The sequence below is a fragment of the Deltaproteobacteria bacterium genome, assembly GCA_019310525.1.
Taxonomy (GTDB): Bacteria; Desulfobacterota; DSM-4660; order Desulfatiglandales; family HGW-15; genus JAFDEE01.
Window position 1 is genome coordinate 83,590 of the sequence record JAFDEE010000012.1, and the last position, 16,930, is coordinate 100,519.

Sequence of the window (16,930 nt, forward strand, 5' to 3'; positions counted from 1 at the left end):
TCCATACGGAATAGATGGATAGAGTCCCTTTACAAGCCTAATAGTGGATTGTCTTTAGGATTCCCTCCTAAAAATCCTTGAAATCATCATCGTCCAGGGGAATCACTTCATCGGGCCTTACTTCTTTCGGGCGGTGCGGCGCGGGCAAGGGAGATTTTCCTGCCCTCTTATTCACCACCCCACCGGCCCTGTCAGGGATATCCCGCGAAGGACCGATTGATTTGTCCGACAGCGCTTTGGGAGCTCTTTTATTCTTTTTACCGGCACCCACCCCGACCTGGGTAACCAATTCAGAGACCAGGTTCCTCATGGCCTCGGCCTCTGAGGTCATCTCCTGCGCAGCACTGGCACACTCCTCAGCCCGGGCGGCATTCTGCTGAACCACCGTATCCATTTCCGCCACACCAAGATTCAACTGTTCGATTCCCTTGGCCTGCTCACTTGAGGCTGCAGCGATCTCACTGACCAGATCATTCACCTTTTTACTGGTTTCAGCGATTTCAGAAAATTCCTGGTTGGTTTTCTGTACCAAATCCCCGCCTTCCTCCACTTTCTGAACCGTCCCCTTGATCAGTTCCGCCGTGCTCTTGGCGGCTTCGGCCGCCCGCATTGCAAGATTCCTCACCTCATCGGCCACAACGGCGAACCCGGCTCCGGCCTCCCCCGCCCTGGCAGCCTCCACTGCCGCGTTAAGTGCAAGGAGATTTGTTTGAAATGCTATCTCATCGATCGTCTTGATGATCTTGGAAGTCTCTTCGCTTGCCCTTGAAATCTCCTCCATAGAAGCAATGACTCGGGACATGGACTCGTTGGCCCGCCGGATGATCGCATCGGACTCCTTGGTCAAATTATCGGCCTGGGCTGCGTTTTCCGCGCTCTGCTTGGTCATGGAAGATATCTCCTCAAGAGCCGAGGAGGTCTCCTCCAGCGTGGCTGCTTGCTGCGTTGATCCTTCGGCGAGCTGCATGCTCGTTTCGTTCATCATGGAAGCCACATCCAATGTCTTTGAAGATGCGTCAGACAGATCTCGGGACAATTTATTCAGAGATCTGAAGATAACCTGCACATTCTTTCTCACAATAAAGAGACTGATGAGGAAAAGGGCACAGAGAATACCCGCGCCCCATCGCAAGACATTTCCCACCAACTTCACCTTGTTTGAAGCCTCATGGTCCATGAGGAAAACGGCCTTATTCATTTCCTTGAGCAATGTCTCATTGTTGTTCTTCAGATAATCCAGTGACTCCTTATCCTTTTTCTTGAGAAAGGTCCGGATCTTTTCATTGAACACACTCCAAATGGATTCCACTGTTTTCAATTGTCCTATGACATCCTCACTCTCCGGTTGGGGGAGTGTAGTAAAATCAGTCTGTTCCAGGTCAAGGGGCGCTTCACCCCCGTAAAGAAGAGCCTTCAGGGTCTTGTGGAATACATCAACCGTATTCATGACCTTGTCCGATGAAAAACCGCCCTGCAAATAAAGCAATACTTCCTTGGTCATTTTTTGGCTTAACATCCGCTGCCGCCCTGCCAGATTCACCACCACGCTGTCATGGGCCTGCTGTTTCTGCATACTGATTACAATCCAGATAAGAGAAATCGCAATAAGGAACTGCAAGATGATCGCTGCGTATAGTTTTGTCGATATCTTCATCCCCAGCCTCCTTTAAAGTGTGTTTCTCAAAGGGTCAAATCAGATGCCAGGCACGAAATTTTCCCCCTCGAGGAATACGGTCTCACCCTGAAATCTTCTTTACGAGATTGAATATAGCATAATCCATACCAAAACAGCCAAAAGGCGATTGAACCCAACCATCTGTTTTGACCGCACTTTTTCGGGAATCAGGCTCAAGGCTTCCCTTACCTCCGACTTCTTTGGTTCCACGGTATCGTCAAATAATTGACCAACGCGATACCCTCATGACAGGACCGTGTGGAAGACGGGAAAAGGCATGGGCTTTCTTCAGGAACTCTTCAAGAAAGAGGAAAAATGGCTTTGGCGAAGGGTGGGTGTAAAAAAACAAAGACAAATGAAGGAGTTGTTCGATGATTCATCGTTTTAAGCACGGACTGATCCGGGTGAAAAGGGGCTAGGAAACCACCGGAAGGGTCCCCTTTACGGAATCACGATAGGGGCTCTCTCCCTGGCAGGCCCTGCAAATTCCACCGTCTCTTGCAGGGTAAGATTCTCCGCAGAGGGGGCAAACCGCGAAACCACCCCTGTGGGGCCTTCCCAGGAAACAGGGATGAACCTCCACTTCCTGAACGCCGTAAATGCTCTCCCCGGCCTCCCTGATCTGATCCAGGAGACGGTCGGGGTCTTGTTCGGCCTTGGGTTTCGTCTTGAAAAACCACGCCCGGATTTCAGACCACTTCTCAAGCCTTGCGGGATCCAGGAACACACGGATGCCTTTCCCCCCGGTCTTTTCATAAAGGGCGAGAGCATATCTTCCAAGGTCGACGATCCGAAGCCAACCGTTGCCGACCGTACATGGGGTAAGCAACTGGACGGCATCGGGCAGGCAGGCCCGCGTCTCGCATATGGCGTCAAAAAGCCCTTCCGCCGGAAGTCGCCTGTACGCCACGTCAACCATGACGCCCCCGATCACCACGCCCGGCGCCAAGTGCCCGTGAAAGGACCGAACGAGGGATAAATAATCTTCAAAGGTATAGGTGCAAATATTCATACGCGCCATTTATCCGGGATGCATAGGGAATTCACCTCCCCTGGATCCCGGACACGTCTTGGTGGGTCACAGGAAAACCGTCCCGATATTCAGGCTCGTGTTCAACTCCACCTCGATCTTCTTTTCTTCATGCCCCGGGTACTGAATCAATAGGATATATCTCCCGCTTTCCTCCTCGAGATTATCGAACTTGAAGTCGCCGTAATTATTGGTGGTGGTTTCTCCGATCTCACCACGGGTACCATCCATCAGGATCACTCTGGCCCCTTCGGCGCACTCGTCAGGGTCCCTGAGCGCAACGCTCCCCGCGATGAAACATTTCGTGTACCGGTAAAGGTTCCGGTAGTAGACCCGCGGCCTGGTACCAAGTTCCGGGAGATAGGGCTCCAGGCCCTCGGATTCCCTGATCCTGGCCATTTCGGCATCATCGGCCCGGATTATGCTCAGGGCTCCCGTCGGACAGGCCTGGACGCATCTCGGCTCCTTCCAGCCCTCATCCAGAAGGTGAACGCAAAAAGTGCACTTCTGCGGCACCGCCTTTTCACTGTTCCACCATACGGCCCCGTAAGGACAGGCATCCACGACACCCTTCTGTCCCCGTGCCTTCACAGGGTCGATGAGAACGATCCCGTCCTCCCGCTTGTAGACGGCCCCGTCCCGCGCCGCCTTGATGCAGGGGGCATCGTCACAATGCATGCACGGGACGGGTAAGTAGGCGACATCCACCTTGGGATACCGGCCCCGCTCCTTCCGCATGATGTTCATCCAGCGATGCCCGTGCCTGGGTTGTGCCAGGGAATAGGGGAGAAAATCATTGTCCACATACTCATCCTTGCAGGAGAGGAAACAGTTGTTGCAATCGTGGCATTTGGCCACGTCGACGACAAGGTTCCATCTTTTCATCCCTTACACCCCCTAACATTTCTCGATCTGCACCAGGCAGGAGTTGGGCGCCATTCCGCAGGCGTTCTTGGAAATGAAGCGGCTCGGGGTCAGGATATTGATACAGCCCCTCCGATCCGGCGATTCTCCCGGGTCGCCCAGGGGATCGTAATCCGCGCATGATTCATAGGAATGAACCGTCCCCGGGGGAACCCTCTCGGTAACCTGGGCGGCACAGATGACCGCCCCCCTGTCGTTGAATACCCTAACAAGGTCGTTGTTCCTGATTCCACGCTCCGCCGCATCCCTCGTGTGGATCCTTATGATCCAGTAGTAATAACCGTCGATCAGCACCCTGTGATCCTTGACGTCATTGATGATGCTGTCTTTCCCGTCGCCCATGGTGTGGAAACTGAACCTGGGATGAGGTGAAATGAGCTGGAGAGGATATTTCCCGTAAAGTCTCGTGGTGTGGTGGCCTTCCCAGGATGGAATATATTTCGGGATGAGTGGCCTCTCCTCGTCTCCCGGATCGAATTTCTTCAGGCTGGAGGACTCGAATTCAATGAGGCCGCTGGTGGTCTGGAGACCCTCGCCGAATACTTCCTGGGACTCGGGATGAGGTCCCCAGTCCGGGGTATCACGCCTCCGGTTCTCCGCGAACCACCTCAGGGCGGGTGTGGGGCGGTAGTCTTCCGGAAGTGGGACAACGAAATAGCCCTTCTTGAAAAATTCCTCCCATGTGATGTGCTTGGGCAAGTCGGAAGCGTCGAAAAGCCTCTTTACCCAATCCAGTTCCGTCAATCCACCGTCGGTGTAAACATCGTAGAGTCCCAGCCTTCGAGACAAGAAGGCGAAGATGTCATAGTCCGACTTGGACTCTCCCAAGGGCTCGATGCACTTCTTTTGCAGGGTGATGATCCTGTGGTTGACCTGGCTGGTGTTGTCCGGGATGTATCCGTGGCAACCGGCGAATTCGCTGATATCCCACCGCTCGAAATTGGTGCAGGCCGGCAGCAGGACATCGGCGAACCGTGCCTCTCCCTCAAACCAGATGGACTGATTCACCACGAAGGGCAAACGATCCGTCCGGTAGGCCTTCACATACCGGTTCGTCTCGTTCATGGTGCCGATGAAGGACCCCCCATAGCGATAGTACATCTGGATCTCCGGGTAACCGTCCGCCGGGTACTTGTACTTATGGAACTGGGCCTCGATGGACTGGCCGCAGAATCCTTTCCCCCTCCATTCGTAGTGCCCCTCCAAAATGCATTCCGGGATCCTTAGTCTCGGGATATGTTGCCCCATCGGGGTGTTGATGCTCGAACGCGTCGGCCGCTCATGCATCCGGTAGACGAACCGGAATCCAGCAGCCGAGTTGTCCACGTCCCCGGACATGCCTCCCTCCGTGTACCCCGGAAACAGGAAATCGGAGTTGTGGGGTGCCCCCTGGGTCGTGCCCCAGATGTTGATTCCGGGTTTTCCCAGGCCCTGCATGGCCTGAAGGCTGATCATCAACCGTGCCCAGGCTCCCCCTGTGGCGGACCGGCAGGCTCCGCCCCAGCCCCCCAGTCCACCTGCGGCAAGCATGGTCTTCTTGGAGGCCCACTCCCTGGCCAGGGCCTTGATCTCCCGGGCGGGGACGGTGCTCTCCCTCTCCGCCCATTCCGGGGTCTTCGGGACGCCGTCCTCCTTCCCAAGGATGTAGTCTTTCCACTTGTCGAACCCAATGGTCCTGCCCTGGATGTATTCCTTGTCGTAGAGGTCTTCGGTGATCCAGACAAAGGCGATGGCGCAGGCCACGGCGTTCCCCGTATCCGGCCTCGGGGCAAACCACTTGTCTGCGTAAAGGCCTGCCGTGTGGTTGAAAAACGGGTCGATAAACACCATCTTGACCCCAAGTTCCTTGAGCCACATCCGGCGGCAGGTGCTTTCAAAGGCGGCGTAGATCCCGCTGGTGGTCTCCGGATCGCTTGACCAGAAGACGATCATCTCGGTATGCTTCAGGGCATCCTCCAGGAGGTCGTACTGCTCGGGAATACCAAGCCTGTGGCTGAATCCCCACTGGTGCATCCCTTCCCAGTGCCATCCTTCCCAGCTGTCCGGATTGTGATCGGCATAGGTGAAGCCGACAAGGTTCATGAACCTGAAATAGGCGCTGTGCCGATACCCAAGGTGACCCCAGAGGTGGTGAGAACTGGCGGTGGACAGGATGGCTGCCGGGCCATACTCCCGTTTGATCCGCCGTATCTCCCCCGTAACGATGTCGGCGGCCTCGTCCCAGCTGATCCGCTCGTATCCCGACTCCCCCCTCTTTTCACAGTTCCGCTTCCCCGCCGGGTCGAAGTCCACGCGCTTCATAGGGTAAAGAAGGCGGTTGGGCGAGTAGATCATCGACCTCCATGCGAAGGAATAGGGGGAAAGGGTGGTTTTGCGGGGAGGAGAGAATTCTCTTCCCCTCGCCCTGATCACCCAGGAGGGCGCATCGCTTTGGTCCAGTTCCATGGGCGTCATGCGGATGATCCGGCCGTCCTTCACGTAGACGAAAACCGGTCCCCCCGTCGTGCCATTGGTCAGTTTTTGAACCTCACCCATGAGTCTTCCCCCTCTCTCTCGTTCACGACCGGTATCTGCCCTGCTCAAGGAGGTGCCAGGATTTCATCTCCACCGAGTTCTCTCCAAGATCGAGTCGGCTTGATTTCCGCCTATACCACAATGGTTCCTACGTTCACGCTATTGGTCAATTCCACTTCCAGGGTCTTTGGGGCATGTTCCCGGTACTTGATTTCGACGACATACTTTCCGCTGTTCTCCTCGAGACGGTCGAACTTGAAATCGCCGAAGGCGTCGGTGCAGGTTCGGGCGATCTCGGTCGCGTCCTTTCTCAAAGTGATCTCAGCCCCAGCCGCGCAATCCTTGATCCCTTTCCTCTCAAAGGCCACACTGCCGCCGATAAAGCACTTCTCGAAAAGATACAGATTCTTGTAGTAGACCCTGGGGGCGGTATCGTATTCGGAATGGAGGACTTCCAATCCCTCTTCACCCACGATACGCTTCATTTCCGGATCCTCGACCCGCAGGATTCGAAGGGCGCCGGTCGGACAGGCCTGGACACACCGCGGCTTCTCCCACCCGGCGTCCAGGAGGTGGGAGCAAAGGGTGCATTTCTGGGGTACCCCCAGTTCCTCGTTCCACCAGATCGCTCCGTAGGGACAGGCCTTCAGGAGGTCCCTCCTCCCTTTGGCCTTTACCGGATCGATCAAAACGATTCCGTCCTCCCTCTTGTGGACCGAGCCGTCCCCGGCCGCCTCGATGCAGGGCGCCCGGTCGCAGTGCATGCAGGGAGTCGGGCGGTAGGCCACATCGATGAGGGGAAACTGTCCTCTTTCCTTGCGCATGATGTTGATCCACCGGTGGCCGTGACGGGGCTGGGCCAAGGTGTACCCCGGCCAATCGTTGTTCACGTGTTCGTCCTTACAGGAGAGAAAGCAATTGTTGCAGTCCTCGCACTTCTCCACGTCGATAATCAGGTTCCACCTCTTCATGATGCCCTCACTCTCCCTTCCATGGCTCGATCTGCACAAGGCAGGAGTTGGCGGCATGGCTGTGGGATTTCTTGATCATCATCCGACTCGAGGTGAGCTGGTTGATGCACCCGCCCCGGTCCGGGGATTGACCCGGTTCACCGATGGGATCGTACACCGCGGAAGACTCGTAAGAGTGCACGGTGCCAGGGCGTACGCGCTCGGTTACCTGGGCGGCGCAGATGACCGCCCCCCGATCATTGAAGACCTTGACCAGATCGTTGCTCTTGATACCCCTGGCCTCGGCGTCCTTCCTGTGGATCCGCACAATCCAGTAGTAGTAGCCGTCGATCAGGACCCTGTGATCCTTTACGTCATTGACGATGCTGTCTTTGCCGTCTCCCATGGTGTGGAAGCTGTATCGGGGATGGGGAGAAATCAGCTGTAATGGATACTTCTCGTAGAGTTCCTTGCTGTGGTGGCCCTCCCAGGATGGGATATACTTGCTGATGGTCGGCCTCTCGGGGTCCTCCGGATCGAAACGCTTCAGGCTGGAACATTCGAACTCGATCTTGCCGGACTGGGTCTGGAGCCCCTTCCCAAATGACTCGGTGTAGTCCGCGGGAAGGGGGGCCAGCTCCGGGGTATCCTTGGGCCGATCCTCTGCGTACCACCTGAAGGAAACCGGGGCCCTGAGCTCCTCGGGAGGTGCCGGAACCACGTAGTACCCCTTTTTCAGGAACTTCTTCCAGGAAATATGCTTCGGCAGGTCCGTGGCGTCAAAGAGGCGCTTGCACCAATCCAGTTCCGTCACCCCCTCGGAGAAGGGGGCCGCCAGGCCCAGTTTCTTGGCGATTTCCAGGAAGATCTGAAAGTCCGACTTGGACTCACCCAGGGGCTCTATACACTTGTGCTGGAGCACGGCGACCCGGTGATTGCACTGGTCGAAACTGTGCTGGATGTACCCCCCGCAATTGGCGAATTCGCTGATGTCCCACCGCTCGAAACTCGTACACGCAGGCAGGAGGATGTCGGCGAACTTGGCCTCCCCCTCGAACCATATGGACTGGTTGACCACGCATTCCAGGTTTTCACTCCTGTAAGCCCTCGCATACCGGTTGGTATCGCACATGGTGCCGAAATGGGATCCACCGTACTTATAGTAGAGTCTGACCGGGGAGTGGCCCGGGGCCGGGTAGTCGAACCGCATGAACTGCCCTTCGATGGTCTTGGGATCCGTTGGATAACCAAAGGTCCGTCCTTCCAGGATCGCTTCCGGGATTCTCAGCCTCGGCACCCTTTGGTAGACGGTGTTCACCGTAGCGAGTTGGGGCATCCGTTGGTACATATTGACCGCCAGGGCGGTTCCCTCCAGGTCCCCCGACAATCCTCCCTCGGCATAGCCCGGGAAGAAGAAAGTATAATCCACGGGAGCCCCTTGCTGCATTCCCCCCATGTTGATTCCGGGTTTTCCCAGTCCTTGCATGGCCATGAGGCAGACCATGGAACGCGCCCATTCGTTACCTGTGGCGCAGCGGCAGGCGCTCCCGAACCCGGTTATTCCACCCGCCGCCAGGTAGGTTTTCCTGGTGCCCCATTCCCTTGCCAGGGCCCTGACATCCTTAGCCGGAATTCCCGCCTCTTTTTCCTGCCATTCGGGGGTCTTGGGAATGCCGTCCTCCTTCCCCAGGATGTAGTCCCGCCACTTTTCAAATCCCACCGTTCGCCGCGCCACGTAGTCCTTGTCGTAGAGGCCCTCCGTAATCCACACGTAGGCGATGGCCAGGGCCAGGGCATTGCCCGTGGCCGGCCTGGGCGCGAGCCACTTTCCCCCGAGAAGTGCTGCCGTATGGTTGTAGTAGGGATCGATGTGGACCGTCTTGATACCCAGTTCCTTCAACCATTGACGGCGCACGGTCCCCTCAAAGGCGCCGTAAACCCCGCTGGTGGACTCCGGGTCACTGGACCAGAACACCACCATCTCGCAGTGCTTGAGGCAATCTTCCACAGTCCCGTAAGCCTCCGCTCCTCCGAGGCGCATGCTGTAGCCCCAGTGGTGCATGGCCCCCCAGTACCATCCTTCCCAGCTGTCGGGATTGTGGACCACGGGAGTCCAGCCGATTGAATTGAAAAACCGCATCCTCGCGCTCAACCAGTATCCCAGGGCACCCCAGGTATGATGGGATCCGCTCCCGTTCATGATGGCCCCCGGGCCGTATTCCCGCTTTACCCTCTTGATCTCCGATGCCACGATATCCGTGGCCTCATCCCAGCTTATCCGCTCATATCCCGATATCCCACGGTTTCGGCAGTTGCGCTTCCCTTCCGGGTCGAAATCGACCCTTTTCATGGGATAGAGCAGGCGGTCCGGTGAATAGACCATGGATTTCCAGGCCAGGGTGTGAGGGGACACGGTGGTCCTTCGCGGAGGGGTGAAGGTCTTCCCGCGGGCCCGAATCGTCCAGGGTCCGGCGTCCTCCCCGTCGAACTCGATGGGCGTGATCCGCTGGATTTTCCCATCTTTTACATAGACGAAAACGGGGCCTCCGTTGGTATTGCTGGTGTACCTTTTTACCCCGTCGCCCATGTCTGTACCATACTCCCATCCACCCGTAAGAAGCAGGCTGAGGGTTTCCGTGAACCAGGACGTCAACTCGTCCGGGCCTTCCATTCCGATTTGGAAGTTCTTCATCGCGTTGATCTGCTCGAGCTGATCCCGGTTCGGCCTCATGAGTCTGGCTGCAAGCCGGGCATCCCGGTAAGTGATGGTGATGTCCGGTTCCGGATGGATGCCGGCCTTGGAACTCACTTCCCCGTCCTTAAAAATGAAATACCGTCCCCGGGGCTCATCCCGGACCTTGATCTGCGCGATGAAGTTCTTCTCCTTCAACCGCTTCCTGAAGGAAGGCCGTTTCTTGGCGGCATGTTTCATCAACTTCTCAAGCCCAAGAAGGAATGCCGAAAACTGCACTTTTTCAAGAGCCATCTCTTACCCCTACATCCTTGGTTTTCCAGAAACGACACCCTGACAACACAAGATTGGTGGCGCCAGAGCACCCGGGAGAACCCCAACCCCTCTCTCCACTCCCATGTCCCCGGCCATGGGCTAGCCGCCACCCGTCACCTTCAGAAGATGCTCCTTTAACCGGGCCCGCGAGGTCTCAGCCTTTTCGGTGGGCCACTCTTGGAAGCCCCGCCCCGTCTTGAACCCCAGGCACCCCTCTTTCACCAGTTTCCTTAAAAGAGGAGAGGGGTCCGGTGAGCTCTCGAGGTGTTTGAGAATGTATTCGTGTATGGCCAGGGTCAGGTCAGTCCCCACCATGTCCGCCGTTTCCAGTGGACCGAGCACGGGAAGCCGCATTCCGAACCCGTAACGAACACACTCATCCACGGTCGCAGCATCCGCGATTCCGTGTTCCACGATGCTGATCGCTTCCCGCCAGAGGGCATGCTGGAGCCGGTTTCCGACAAATCCCGGCACGTCCTTGTTCACCCGGACAGGGTGCTTTCCGACCGCCTCAAGCAAGGAAAAGGTTCGATCCATGGTTTCATCCGAGGTCTCCCCGCCCCTTACGACCTCTACCAGGGGAACCAGGTAGGGGGGATTCCAGAAATGGGTCCCGACGATCCGATCCTTGTATCTTGACTTTTGGGCGATTTCCGTGATGCTGATGACCGACGTGTTCGTGGCAAGAACGGTCTCCCTGGGGCAGATGGAATCCAGCTCTTCAAAGATGTCCTGTTTGAGCTCCACCTTTTCAACAACGGCCTCCACGACGAAATGGGCGTCCGAGGCCGCCCGTTTCATGTCGACTGTAGGTGTGATCCTGCCAAGGATCCCATCAATGTCTTCCCTGAGTCCGATCCCGTGCTCCGCCATCAAGGCCAGGTTGGATCGGACCATATCCAGGGCCCGGGCCAGAAGTTCCTCCGACAGGTCCACCAGACTCACCTCGTATCCCTTCGCAGCGAAGACCTGGGCGATGCCGTGACCCATGAGGCCGGCGCCCACGACGGCGATGTTTCTTGTTTCCATGTCCTTGCGCTCCCTTCAGCCCGCTGTGTATCCCCCGTCCACGTAAAGGACGGCCCCGGTCATGAAATCCGATGCCCGGGAAGAAAGGAAGATCAGCGTTCCGATGAAATCCTCGGGTTCCCCCAACCTGCCGATGGGTATACGTTTCAGAAAGTTCTTGTAAAAGGCATCATCCTCGAACATCCACTGGGTCAGGGCGGTCCGGAACACGGTCGGCGCGACAGCATTCACGTTGATCTTGTATGGCCCCCATTCGCAGGCCAAGGACTTGGCCATTAGGCTGACCGCGCCCTTGGATGGGCTGTAAGCCGTATAGTTGGCCATGCCCAGCATCCCCCTCGTGGAAGAGACCAGGATGACCTTTCCCCCGCGTCCCTGGGCGATCATGGCCCTTCCCGCCTCCTTGCAGTAAAGCCAAGTCCCCTTGACATTGACGTCCATCACCATCTGCCATTCCTCAACGGGCTGCTCGGTGATTGGAGCAGGTTTGTTGACCCCAGCGGCCGTGATCAGAATATCGATTTCTCCGAAGTGATTCAGGGTCTCCTCAACCACCCTTTTCACGTCCTCATGGACGATCGGGGACCCGGCGCAGAAAGCGGCCCGGCCGCCGGCTGCCTGGATCTCCTCGGCGAGGGGTTTCAGGGTCTCCTCGTTTCGGCCTGTGACCATTACCTTGGCACCTGCCAAGGCCAAGCCCATGGATGCGGCCCGCCCGAACCCGCCCGTGGCGCCCGTGATCAGCGCAACTTTCCCGGACACGTCGAAGAGAGATTTTACGTCGTAGGTTCCTTTCAAGGCTCCCATGTGGTCGACCTCCTTCCGCTAGAAATTCACCTTATCGGGGCCCTTGAGCCCAAGGATCTCCCTCGCCTCGTCCGGCGAAGCAGGTTCAAGACCCAGTTCCCCGGCGATACGAATCGCTTTTTCGACCTGCTCTGCACTGCTCTTAGCGAGCCGTCCCTTGGAGATATAAAGGTTATCTTCGAGACCGACCCGCATGTGCCCGCCCTGGAGCATGTTCACCACCCCCATGGGGAACTGGTGCCGGCCAGCGGCGCAAACGGAGAGCTCAAAATCCCCGAGCACCCGTCGGGCCGTATTTGTCAGGAACACCAGATTGTCGATCGTTGCGGGAATTCCTCCCAGAATGCCGAGCACGAACTGCAGGTAAAGGGGCTTTTTCAGGTAGCCCTCCCGGATAATCTGGGCCAGGTTGGTGATCTGTCCGACATCGTATACCTCCAGTTCCGGTTTCGTCTGGACTTCGTTCATGGTCCGGCAGAACACCTTGAGAGAGGTGAAGGTGTTGGAAAATATGAAGCTCTCGGTGGATTCCAGGAACTCCTTTTCCCACCCGTACTTGAATTCCTTGATCTTTCCCACGATGGGATACAGGGCGAAATTGATGGACCCCGCGTTGAAGGTGGCCATTTCGGGTTTAAGCTCCCGCACCACCGCGATCCGCTCCTCCGGAGTCATGGTGGCCGTGCCCCCGGTTGTAGGGCTCACCACGACCCTGGACCTGGCCTTAATGCCGCTCAGGATTTCCCGGTAGATCTCGACATCCGTCGTCGGCTTTCCATCCTCGGGATTCCGGGCATGCACATGAACCACCGCCGCCCCCGCCTGCTCGCACCTGACCGCCTCGTCAATAAGTTGCTCCGGGGTAAGGGGCAGATAGGGAGACATGGAGGGGGTGTGGATATTGCCCGTCAAGGCGGCCGTGAAAATGACTTTACCCATTCATTTCCTCCAGTTTTGAATGTTTTTGCTCTAAGCGCTTCGCGGCCGTACCGGCCCTAGTCCGGGTAATTGATGACCACGAGCATGCTGGCAGGCTTGTTGGTATGGTTGATCAACTCTCTTCCCTCGTAAGGAGCAAGATAGATGGAGTCCCACTTTCGGAGAACGTATTCCTCCGTCTTGCTCTTTACCGTGATCTCTCCCTCGAGAACGAAGTAGATCTTCTCCAGGGGGGAGTCCTCATAGGCCCATTCCGCCCCCCCGCCCGGCAAGAAATGGGACAGCCCCATCCAGAACCTCTGTGTACCCGTTTCTTCTTTTCCGTGAAGCCTCATGGCCGTCATACCGAAATGTCCGGGTGCTTCGTAAGATTTTACATCCTTCAGCTCCACCTTTTTCATGATGCCGATCCTCCTTTCGGCTCGCTGTTCTGCGGGTTATCGCCCGTGCCCGGTCAGGCTCCCCGGGGCCCTTTGCGGGGAAAAGGCAAGGCCTCCCCCTTTCCCCATCATTTCTATTGCCTGCTTGGAAGGCCTTGCCCCGACCCTGTCCAGGGCTGCCGGACGTCCGAATCCCAAAAAGGGAGATCCATTCCAATCACCGAATCCACCGCACCCCGGTCCCTCCGGGTGCTTCGTTTAGCGCAAATTTCCAGATTCGGGTTATTGATCCCCGCTGTCCACGATAGCCACCAGGCGGACTATGGACCCGTCTCCCTTCTCCCAACGGATGGGAAATCCCACCAGGGTTACCCGCATGCCGGTAACCTGATCGATGTCTCCGCCGACGTTCTCGTAACCCATGATCCCGTTCCCCAGCAGGGCGCGGTGACAGGGTTCCCAGTAAGGGAAATCCTCCTTGACGTCCCTTCCCGTTTCCTTCCGGTATTCCTCGCACACATCCGGGAGCAGGGGACCCGGGCCATGGGGACCGATGGCTGTCCCCAGGGGGTGATCCAGGGCCTGCTGATCCACGCCCACACACTTGACCCCCTTTTCCACGAACCATTCCCCCGCTTCCTTGTACAAGCCCGGGGAATAGGCGAAGTATTTCTTGTTGTCTCCCCAGTACTTGTGCCAACCGCTGTTGATGATAACGATGTCTCCCTTCTCTATCTTCGGCCTCGCCTTTTCCAGATCATCCGGAGTGATCACCTCCCATTTTCCTTTCGGGATGCTCACCACCACCCCCGTGCCGTAATACTTCTCCAGGGGGATCTCATCGGTGTACTCCAATCCCTCGATTACGTGGGCCGGTGAATCGGCATGGGTCGTGCAATGCATGAAAGTCGTTATTTGTTGCGAAAGGACGCCGGACTTGGCGTGATAATGGAAGCGCTCGATCTTCACGTCAGGGAAATAGGGCCAGAGCGGACAATTGTGGCCGAATTTGTGGCTGAGATCGACAAGTTTGACCTTTCCCATTTTTTGAAAACCTCCCTTTTGCATATTTCCCGGCTATTGCGGAATCCACCCAATACCCCCACCCCGGAGAAGGGCCGCAGCCGGGATCCTTCCTCTCTCCAGGGGGACTCGGGGATGAACGCCGGAACGGGTCCCCTGGGAAAAACCCAGCAGGCGTTTTAATCCAAGGAGGGAAATCCCCTTCTTGCGATCCCCGGCATCCATCAAAAAAGGGAAAATCCGGCCCCCAGCGAGCCCGTGAATGCCTCGCCCGGACACGGTAACGATGCTCCGGAAGGGGCCCGGATCTCCCCCGGGTTGCAAGGGCGTTCCTTACTTGCGGATCGGAAAAATTTCACCCGTCAACGGGATATTGGGATGTTCGCCGTTATAGACGATCTTGATCTCCCAGGGGAACTTGTCCCCCTTGACCCATTGCCCCCCCACCACGGGAGTCCGACTGTAATTCTGCTCGTTGTATTGGATGGGGCCCACCATGGTGTTCAGGCGTGTTTCGGCGATGGCCTTTCGGATCTTCTTCTTATCCAGACTCCCCGCCCGGGTGAGCACATCGGCCAGGATCTCGTACCCGGCATACTTGTAACCCAGGGTCGCGAGAGGTTGTTTTCCGGTGGCCTTTGTCCACGCATCACAGAGTTCCTTGGCCGAATAGCCGGCCAGGGAACTGCTGAAGGGATGGTGAGGGCTCCACCAGACTTCCGTAGTCAGACCGTTGGGAAGGTCTCCCCCCAGGGCCGCCACGGCGGAGGGGAACAGGATGGCCTTTCCGATGGTGGCCGCTTTGGGAATGAATCCCAGCCGATGGCATTGTCTCCAGGCCGTCACGAAATCCGGCGGGATCATATTGCCGAGGATGATCTCGACCTTTTCCTTCTTCCATCCGTCGATAAAGGAGCTGAAGTCCTGCATGCCGTAAGGAAACCGCCCCAGGTCCACGACCTTGTACCCCCGGGGTTCCAGGGCCTTTTTGAAGGTGGCGGACCAGGACACGCCATCGGGATCGTTCCCCATGAGAATTCCAACCACCTTATTGGTATTGAGCTTTTCCCACATGCCGATGTAAGCCGGAACGATGTCTTTCTCTACGGACCAGAAAGCGTGAAAGACCCACTTATAGGGTCCGCCCTCCAGCCATGGTTCGAGCGGCGAGTCCAGGGAAATCCCGGGGACCCGGTATCTCTCACATATGCTCGAGATGGGGTTGACCGTGTCCGGCGTGTGGTAGAACACCATGAGATCCACCTTGTCCTTCACGATCAGCCTGGAGGCCACCTCGGCCGCCTTCGTCGGATTGCTCTCCGTGTCCACCACCTTGATCTTGACGGGCAGCTTCTTCCCCAATTCCTTCAAGTAGATGCCTCCGTCCCGGTTGATTTCCGCAAGCGCCCTTTCATCCGTCCAGGGAGTCCCCTCTCCGAAGGAAGCCAGAGGCCCCGTTGTGGGATTGGGCCTTCCGATCAGGATGTAGTCCCGCTTAGCGGCCTCGGCCCTTCTTGCCGAGCCCGGGAACACCAGTCCCGAGGTTACAGCCGCTCCCACGGCAATGGCCCCCTTCTTCATGAATTCCCGCCTGTTCATGCCTTTCCGCTCTACCCCTTTGTTCTCCCTCTTCTCTTTCATTTTTCTCCCTCCTGACTTCTCGGATAAAGGTTGTCTTTCTTTTCCACCACAGACCGCCCTCCTAGACCCTGCGTGGAGAGAGGATCTCGAACCCGGTTTTCTCCTGCAGCGTCCCCATGATTCCCTTGGGAGCAGCCAAGATGATCGTAATGGCGATGATCCCCAGGATGAGCATGCTCACGGAACCGTACTCGGCCAACCACTGGGAAAGGAGCACGTAAACGAAGGTCCCCACCAGCGGCCCCTCGACGGTGCCGATTCCGCCGATGATGACGATGAAGACCAGCTTCACCGTCCAGTCCATGGCAAAAGCCTTGTATGGCTGGATGAAAATCTGGAAAAGATAAAACACGCCCGCCGTCGCCCCGGTGATGAAGGCCGCCACCAGGAAACAGAACAGCTTGCAGCGGAAGACCTCGACTCCCATGGTCTCGGAGACTTCCTCGTTGTCCCGCATGGCCATGAGCCCCAGGCCCACCGGTGAACGCAGAATCACGTAGACCGCGGCCAAGCCCACCGCCCCCATGATGAAAGCGGCGTAGTAGATAGCGGACATGGAAGGAGGATTCTCCGGCTTAATGAAGAGCCCGGTGGCGTACTTCACGTACTTCCAGTTGCTGAACCACAACATGAGCATTTCGGCGAACACCCACGTGCCGATGGCGAAGTAAATTCCCCTCATCCTGAAGATGAATAGGGACATGAAAAGGGCGAGAAGAACTGAGAAGACTCCGCCCAGGAAAACGCTCAGCCAGACATTGACCCCGTAATAGTTGATCATCACCGCCATGGAATAACCGCCGAAGCCAATGAAGGCCTGTTGTCCAAGGGAAAGCAGTCCCGAGTAACCGACGAGGAGATTCCACATCTGAGACAGAGCCAGGTAGAGGCAGAAAAGGAGACAAAAAAGGAGCACGTACTCCGTTCCCCAAAGAGGCACGGTGCCCAGTCCCGCGAAGAGGAACACGATGATCGACCACTTGCTCAATGCGCGAATTTTCACTATTTCAC

The 16,930-nt window shown here is 57.0% G+C and carries 13 protein-coding genes; all 13 read right to left on the reverse strand.

Features of this window, described 5'->3' with window-relative positions:
• Positions 1 to 67 precede the first annotated feature (67 nt).
• Positions 68 to 1,654 carry a type IV pili methyl-accepting chemotaxis transducer N-terminal domain-containing protein gene (locus JRF57_03325; protein MBW2302725.1) on the reverse strand — a complete coding sequence of 529 codons (1,587 nt, stop codon included), beginning with the start codon at positions 1,652 to 1,654 and terminating at the stop codon, positions 68 to 70.
• A gap of 436 nt (positions 1,655 to 2,090) precedes the next feature.
• A complete protein-coding gene (locus JRF57_03330; protein ID MBW2302726.1) occupies positions 2,091 to 2,687 on the reverse strand; it encodes a formylmethanofuran dehydrogenase subunit E family protein in 597 nt (198 codons plus the stop codon).
• Between the two features lie 66 nt (positions 2,688 to 2,753).
• Positions 2,754 to 3,590: an oxidoreductase gene (locus JRF57_03335; protein MBW2302727.1), complete on the reverse strand. Its 837-nt coding sequence runs from the start codon at positions 3,588 to 3,590 to the stop codon at positions 2,754 to 2,756.
• A 12-nt stretch (positions 3,591 to 3,602) separates the two neighbouring features.
• The gene (locus tag JRF57_03340) at positions 3,603 to 6,164 is read right to left on the reverse strand and encodes a molybdopterin-dependent oxidoreductase (GenBank protein ID MBW2302728.1); all 2,562 of its coding nucleotides are present in this window, start codon (positions 6,162 to 6,164) and stop codon (positions 3,603 to 3,605) included.
• Between the two features lie 110 nt (positions 6,165 to 6,274).
• Positions 6,275 to 7,114 (reverse strand): oxidoreductase, encoded by an 840-nt coding sequence (locus JRF57_03345; GenBank protein MBW2302729.1) that lies wholly within the window; start codon positions 7,112 to 7,114, stop codon positions 6,275 to 6,277.
• A 7-nt stretch (positions 7,115 to 7,121) separates the two neighbouring features.
• Entirely contained in the window at positions 7,122 to 10,079 is a 2,958-nt protein-coding gene (locus JRF57_03350; protein MBW2302730.1) for a molybdopterin-dependent oxidoreductase, read from the reverse strand.
• Between the two features lie 120 nt (positions 10,080 to 10,199).
• The gene (locus tag JRF57_03355) at positions 10,200 to 11,129 is read right to left on the reverse strand and encodes an NAD-binding protein (GenBank protein ID MBW2302731.1); all 930 of its coding nucleotides are present in this window, start codon (positions 11,127 to 11,129) and stop codon (positions 10,200 to 10,202) included.
• Positions 11,130 to 11,144: 15 nt separating this feature from the next.
• Positions 11,145 to 11,936, reverse strand: coding sequence for a glucose 1-dehydrogenase (locus JRF57_03360; protein MBW2302732.1), 792 nt, complete (start codon positions 11,934 to 11,936; stop codon positions 11,145 to 11,147).
• A gap of 18 nt (positions 11,937 to 11,954) precedes the next feature.
• On the reverse strand, positions 11,955 to 12,875 hold the full coding sequence (locus JRF57_03365) for a 3-keto-5-aminohexanoate cleavage protein (GenBank protein MBW2302733.1): 921 nt from the start codon (positions 12,873 to 12,875) through the stop codon (positions 11,955 to 11,957).
• 56 nt (positions 12,876 to 12,931) lie between these two features.
• Positions 12,932 to 13,276 carry a cupin domain-containing protein gene (locus JRF57_03370; protein ID MBW2302734.1) on the reverse strand — a complete coding sequence of 115 codons (345 nt, stop codon included), beginning with the start codon at positions 13,274 to 13,276 and terminating at the stop codon, positions 12,932 to 12,934.
• A 261-nt stretch (positions 13,277 to 13,537) separates the two neighbouring features.
• Positions 13,538 to 14,299, reverse strand: a complete 762-nt coding sequence (locus JRF57_03375) for a cyclase family protein (protein ID MBW2302735.1) — start codon at positions 14,297 to 14,299, stop codon at positions 13,538 to 13,540.
• Positions 14,300 to 14,611: 312 nt separating this feature from the next.
• Positions 14,612 to 15,919, reverse strand: a complete 1,308-nt coding sequence (locus JRF57_03380) for an ABC transporter substrate-binding protein (protein ID MBW2302736.1) — start codon at positions 15,917 to 15,919, stop codon at positions 14,612 to 14,614.
• Between the two features lie 61 nt (positions 15,920 to 15,980).
• On the reverse strand, positions 15,981 to 16,922 hold the full coding sequence (locus JRF57_03385) for a branched-chain amino acid ABC transporter permease (GenBank protein ID MBW2302737.1): 942 nt from the start codon (positions 16,920 to 16,922) through the stop codon (positions 15,981 to 15,983).
• Positions 16,923 to 16,930 lie beyond the last annotated feature (8 nt).

Coding starts and splice junctions, on each gene's coding strand:
- JRF57_03325 (MBW2302725.1), bottom strand. CDS start 1,654: ATGAAGATATCGACAAAACTATACGCAGCGATCATCTTGCAGTTCCTT.
- JRF57_03330 (MBW2302726.1), bottom strand. CDS start 2,687: ATGAATATTTGCACCTATACCTTTGAAGATTATTTATCCCTCGTTCGG.
- JRF57_03335 (MBW2302727.1), bottom strand. CDS start 3,590: ATGAAAAGATGGAACCTTGTCGTCGACGTGGCCAAATGCCACGATTGC.
- JRF57_03340 (MBW2302728.1), bottom strand. CDS start 6,164: ATGGGTGAGGTTCAAAAACTGACCAATGGCACGACGGGGGGACCGGTT.
- JRF57_03345 (MBW2302729.1), bottom strand. CDS start 7,114: ATGAAGAGGTGGAACCTGATTATCGACGTGGAGAAGTGCGAGGACTGC.
- JRF57_03350 (MBW2302730.1), bottom strand. CDS start 10,079: ATGGCTCTTGAAAAAGTGCAGTTTTCGGCATTCCTTCTTGGGCTTGAG.
- JRF57_03355 (MBW2302731.1), bottom strand. CDS start 11,129: ATGGAAACAAGAAACATCGCCGTCGTGGGCGCCGGCCTCATGGGTCAC.
- JRF57_03360 (MBW2302732.1), bottom strand. CDS start 11,936: ATGGGAGCCTTGAAAGGAACCTACGACGTAAAATCTCTCTTCGACGTG.
- JRF57_03365 (MBW2302733.1), bottom strand. CDS start 12,875: ATGGGTAAAGTCATTTTCACGGCCGCCTTGACGGGCAATATCCACACC.
- JRF57_03370 (MBW2302734.1), bottom strand. CDS start 13,276: ATGAAAAAGGTGGAGCTGAAGGATGTAAAATCTTACGAAGCACCCGGA.
- JRF57_03375 (MBW2302735.1), bottom strand. CDS start 14,299: ATGGGAAAGGTCAAACTTGTCGATCTCAGCCACAAATTCGGCCACAAT.
- JRF57_03380 (MBW2302736.1), bottom strand. CDS start 15,919: ATGAAAGAGAAGAGGGAGAACAAAGGGGTAGAGCGGAAAGGCATGAAC.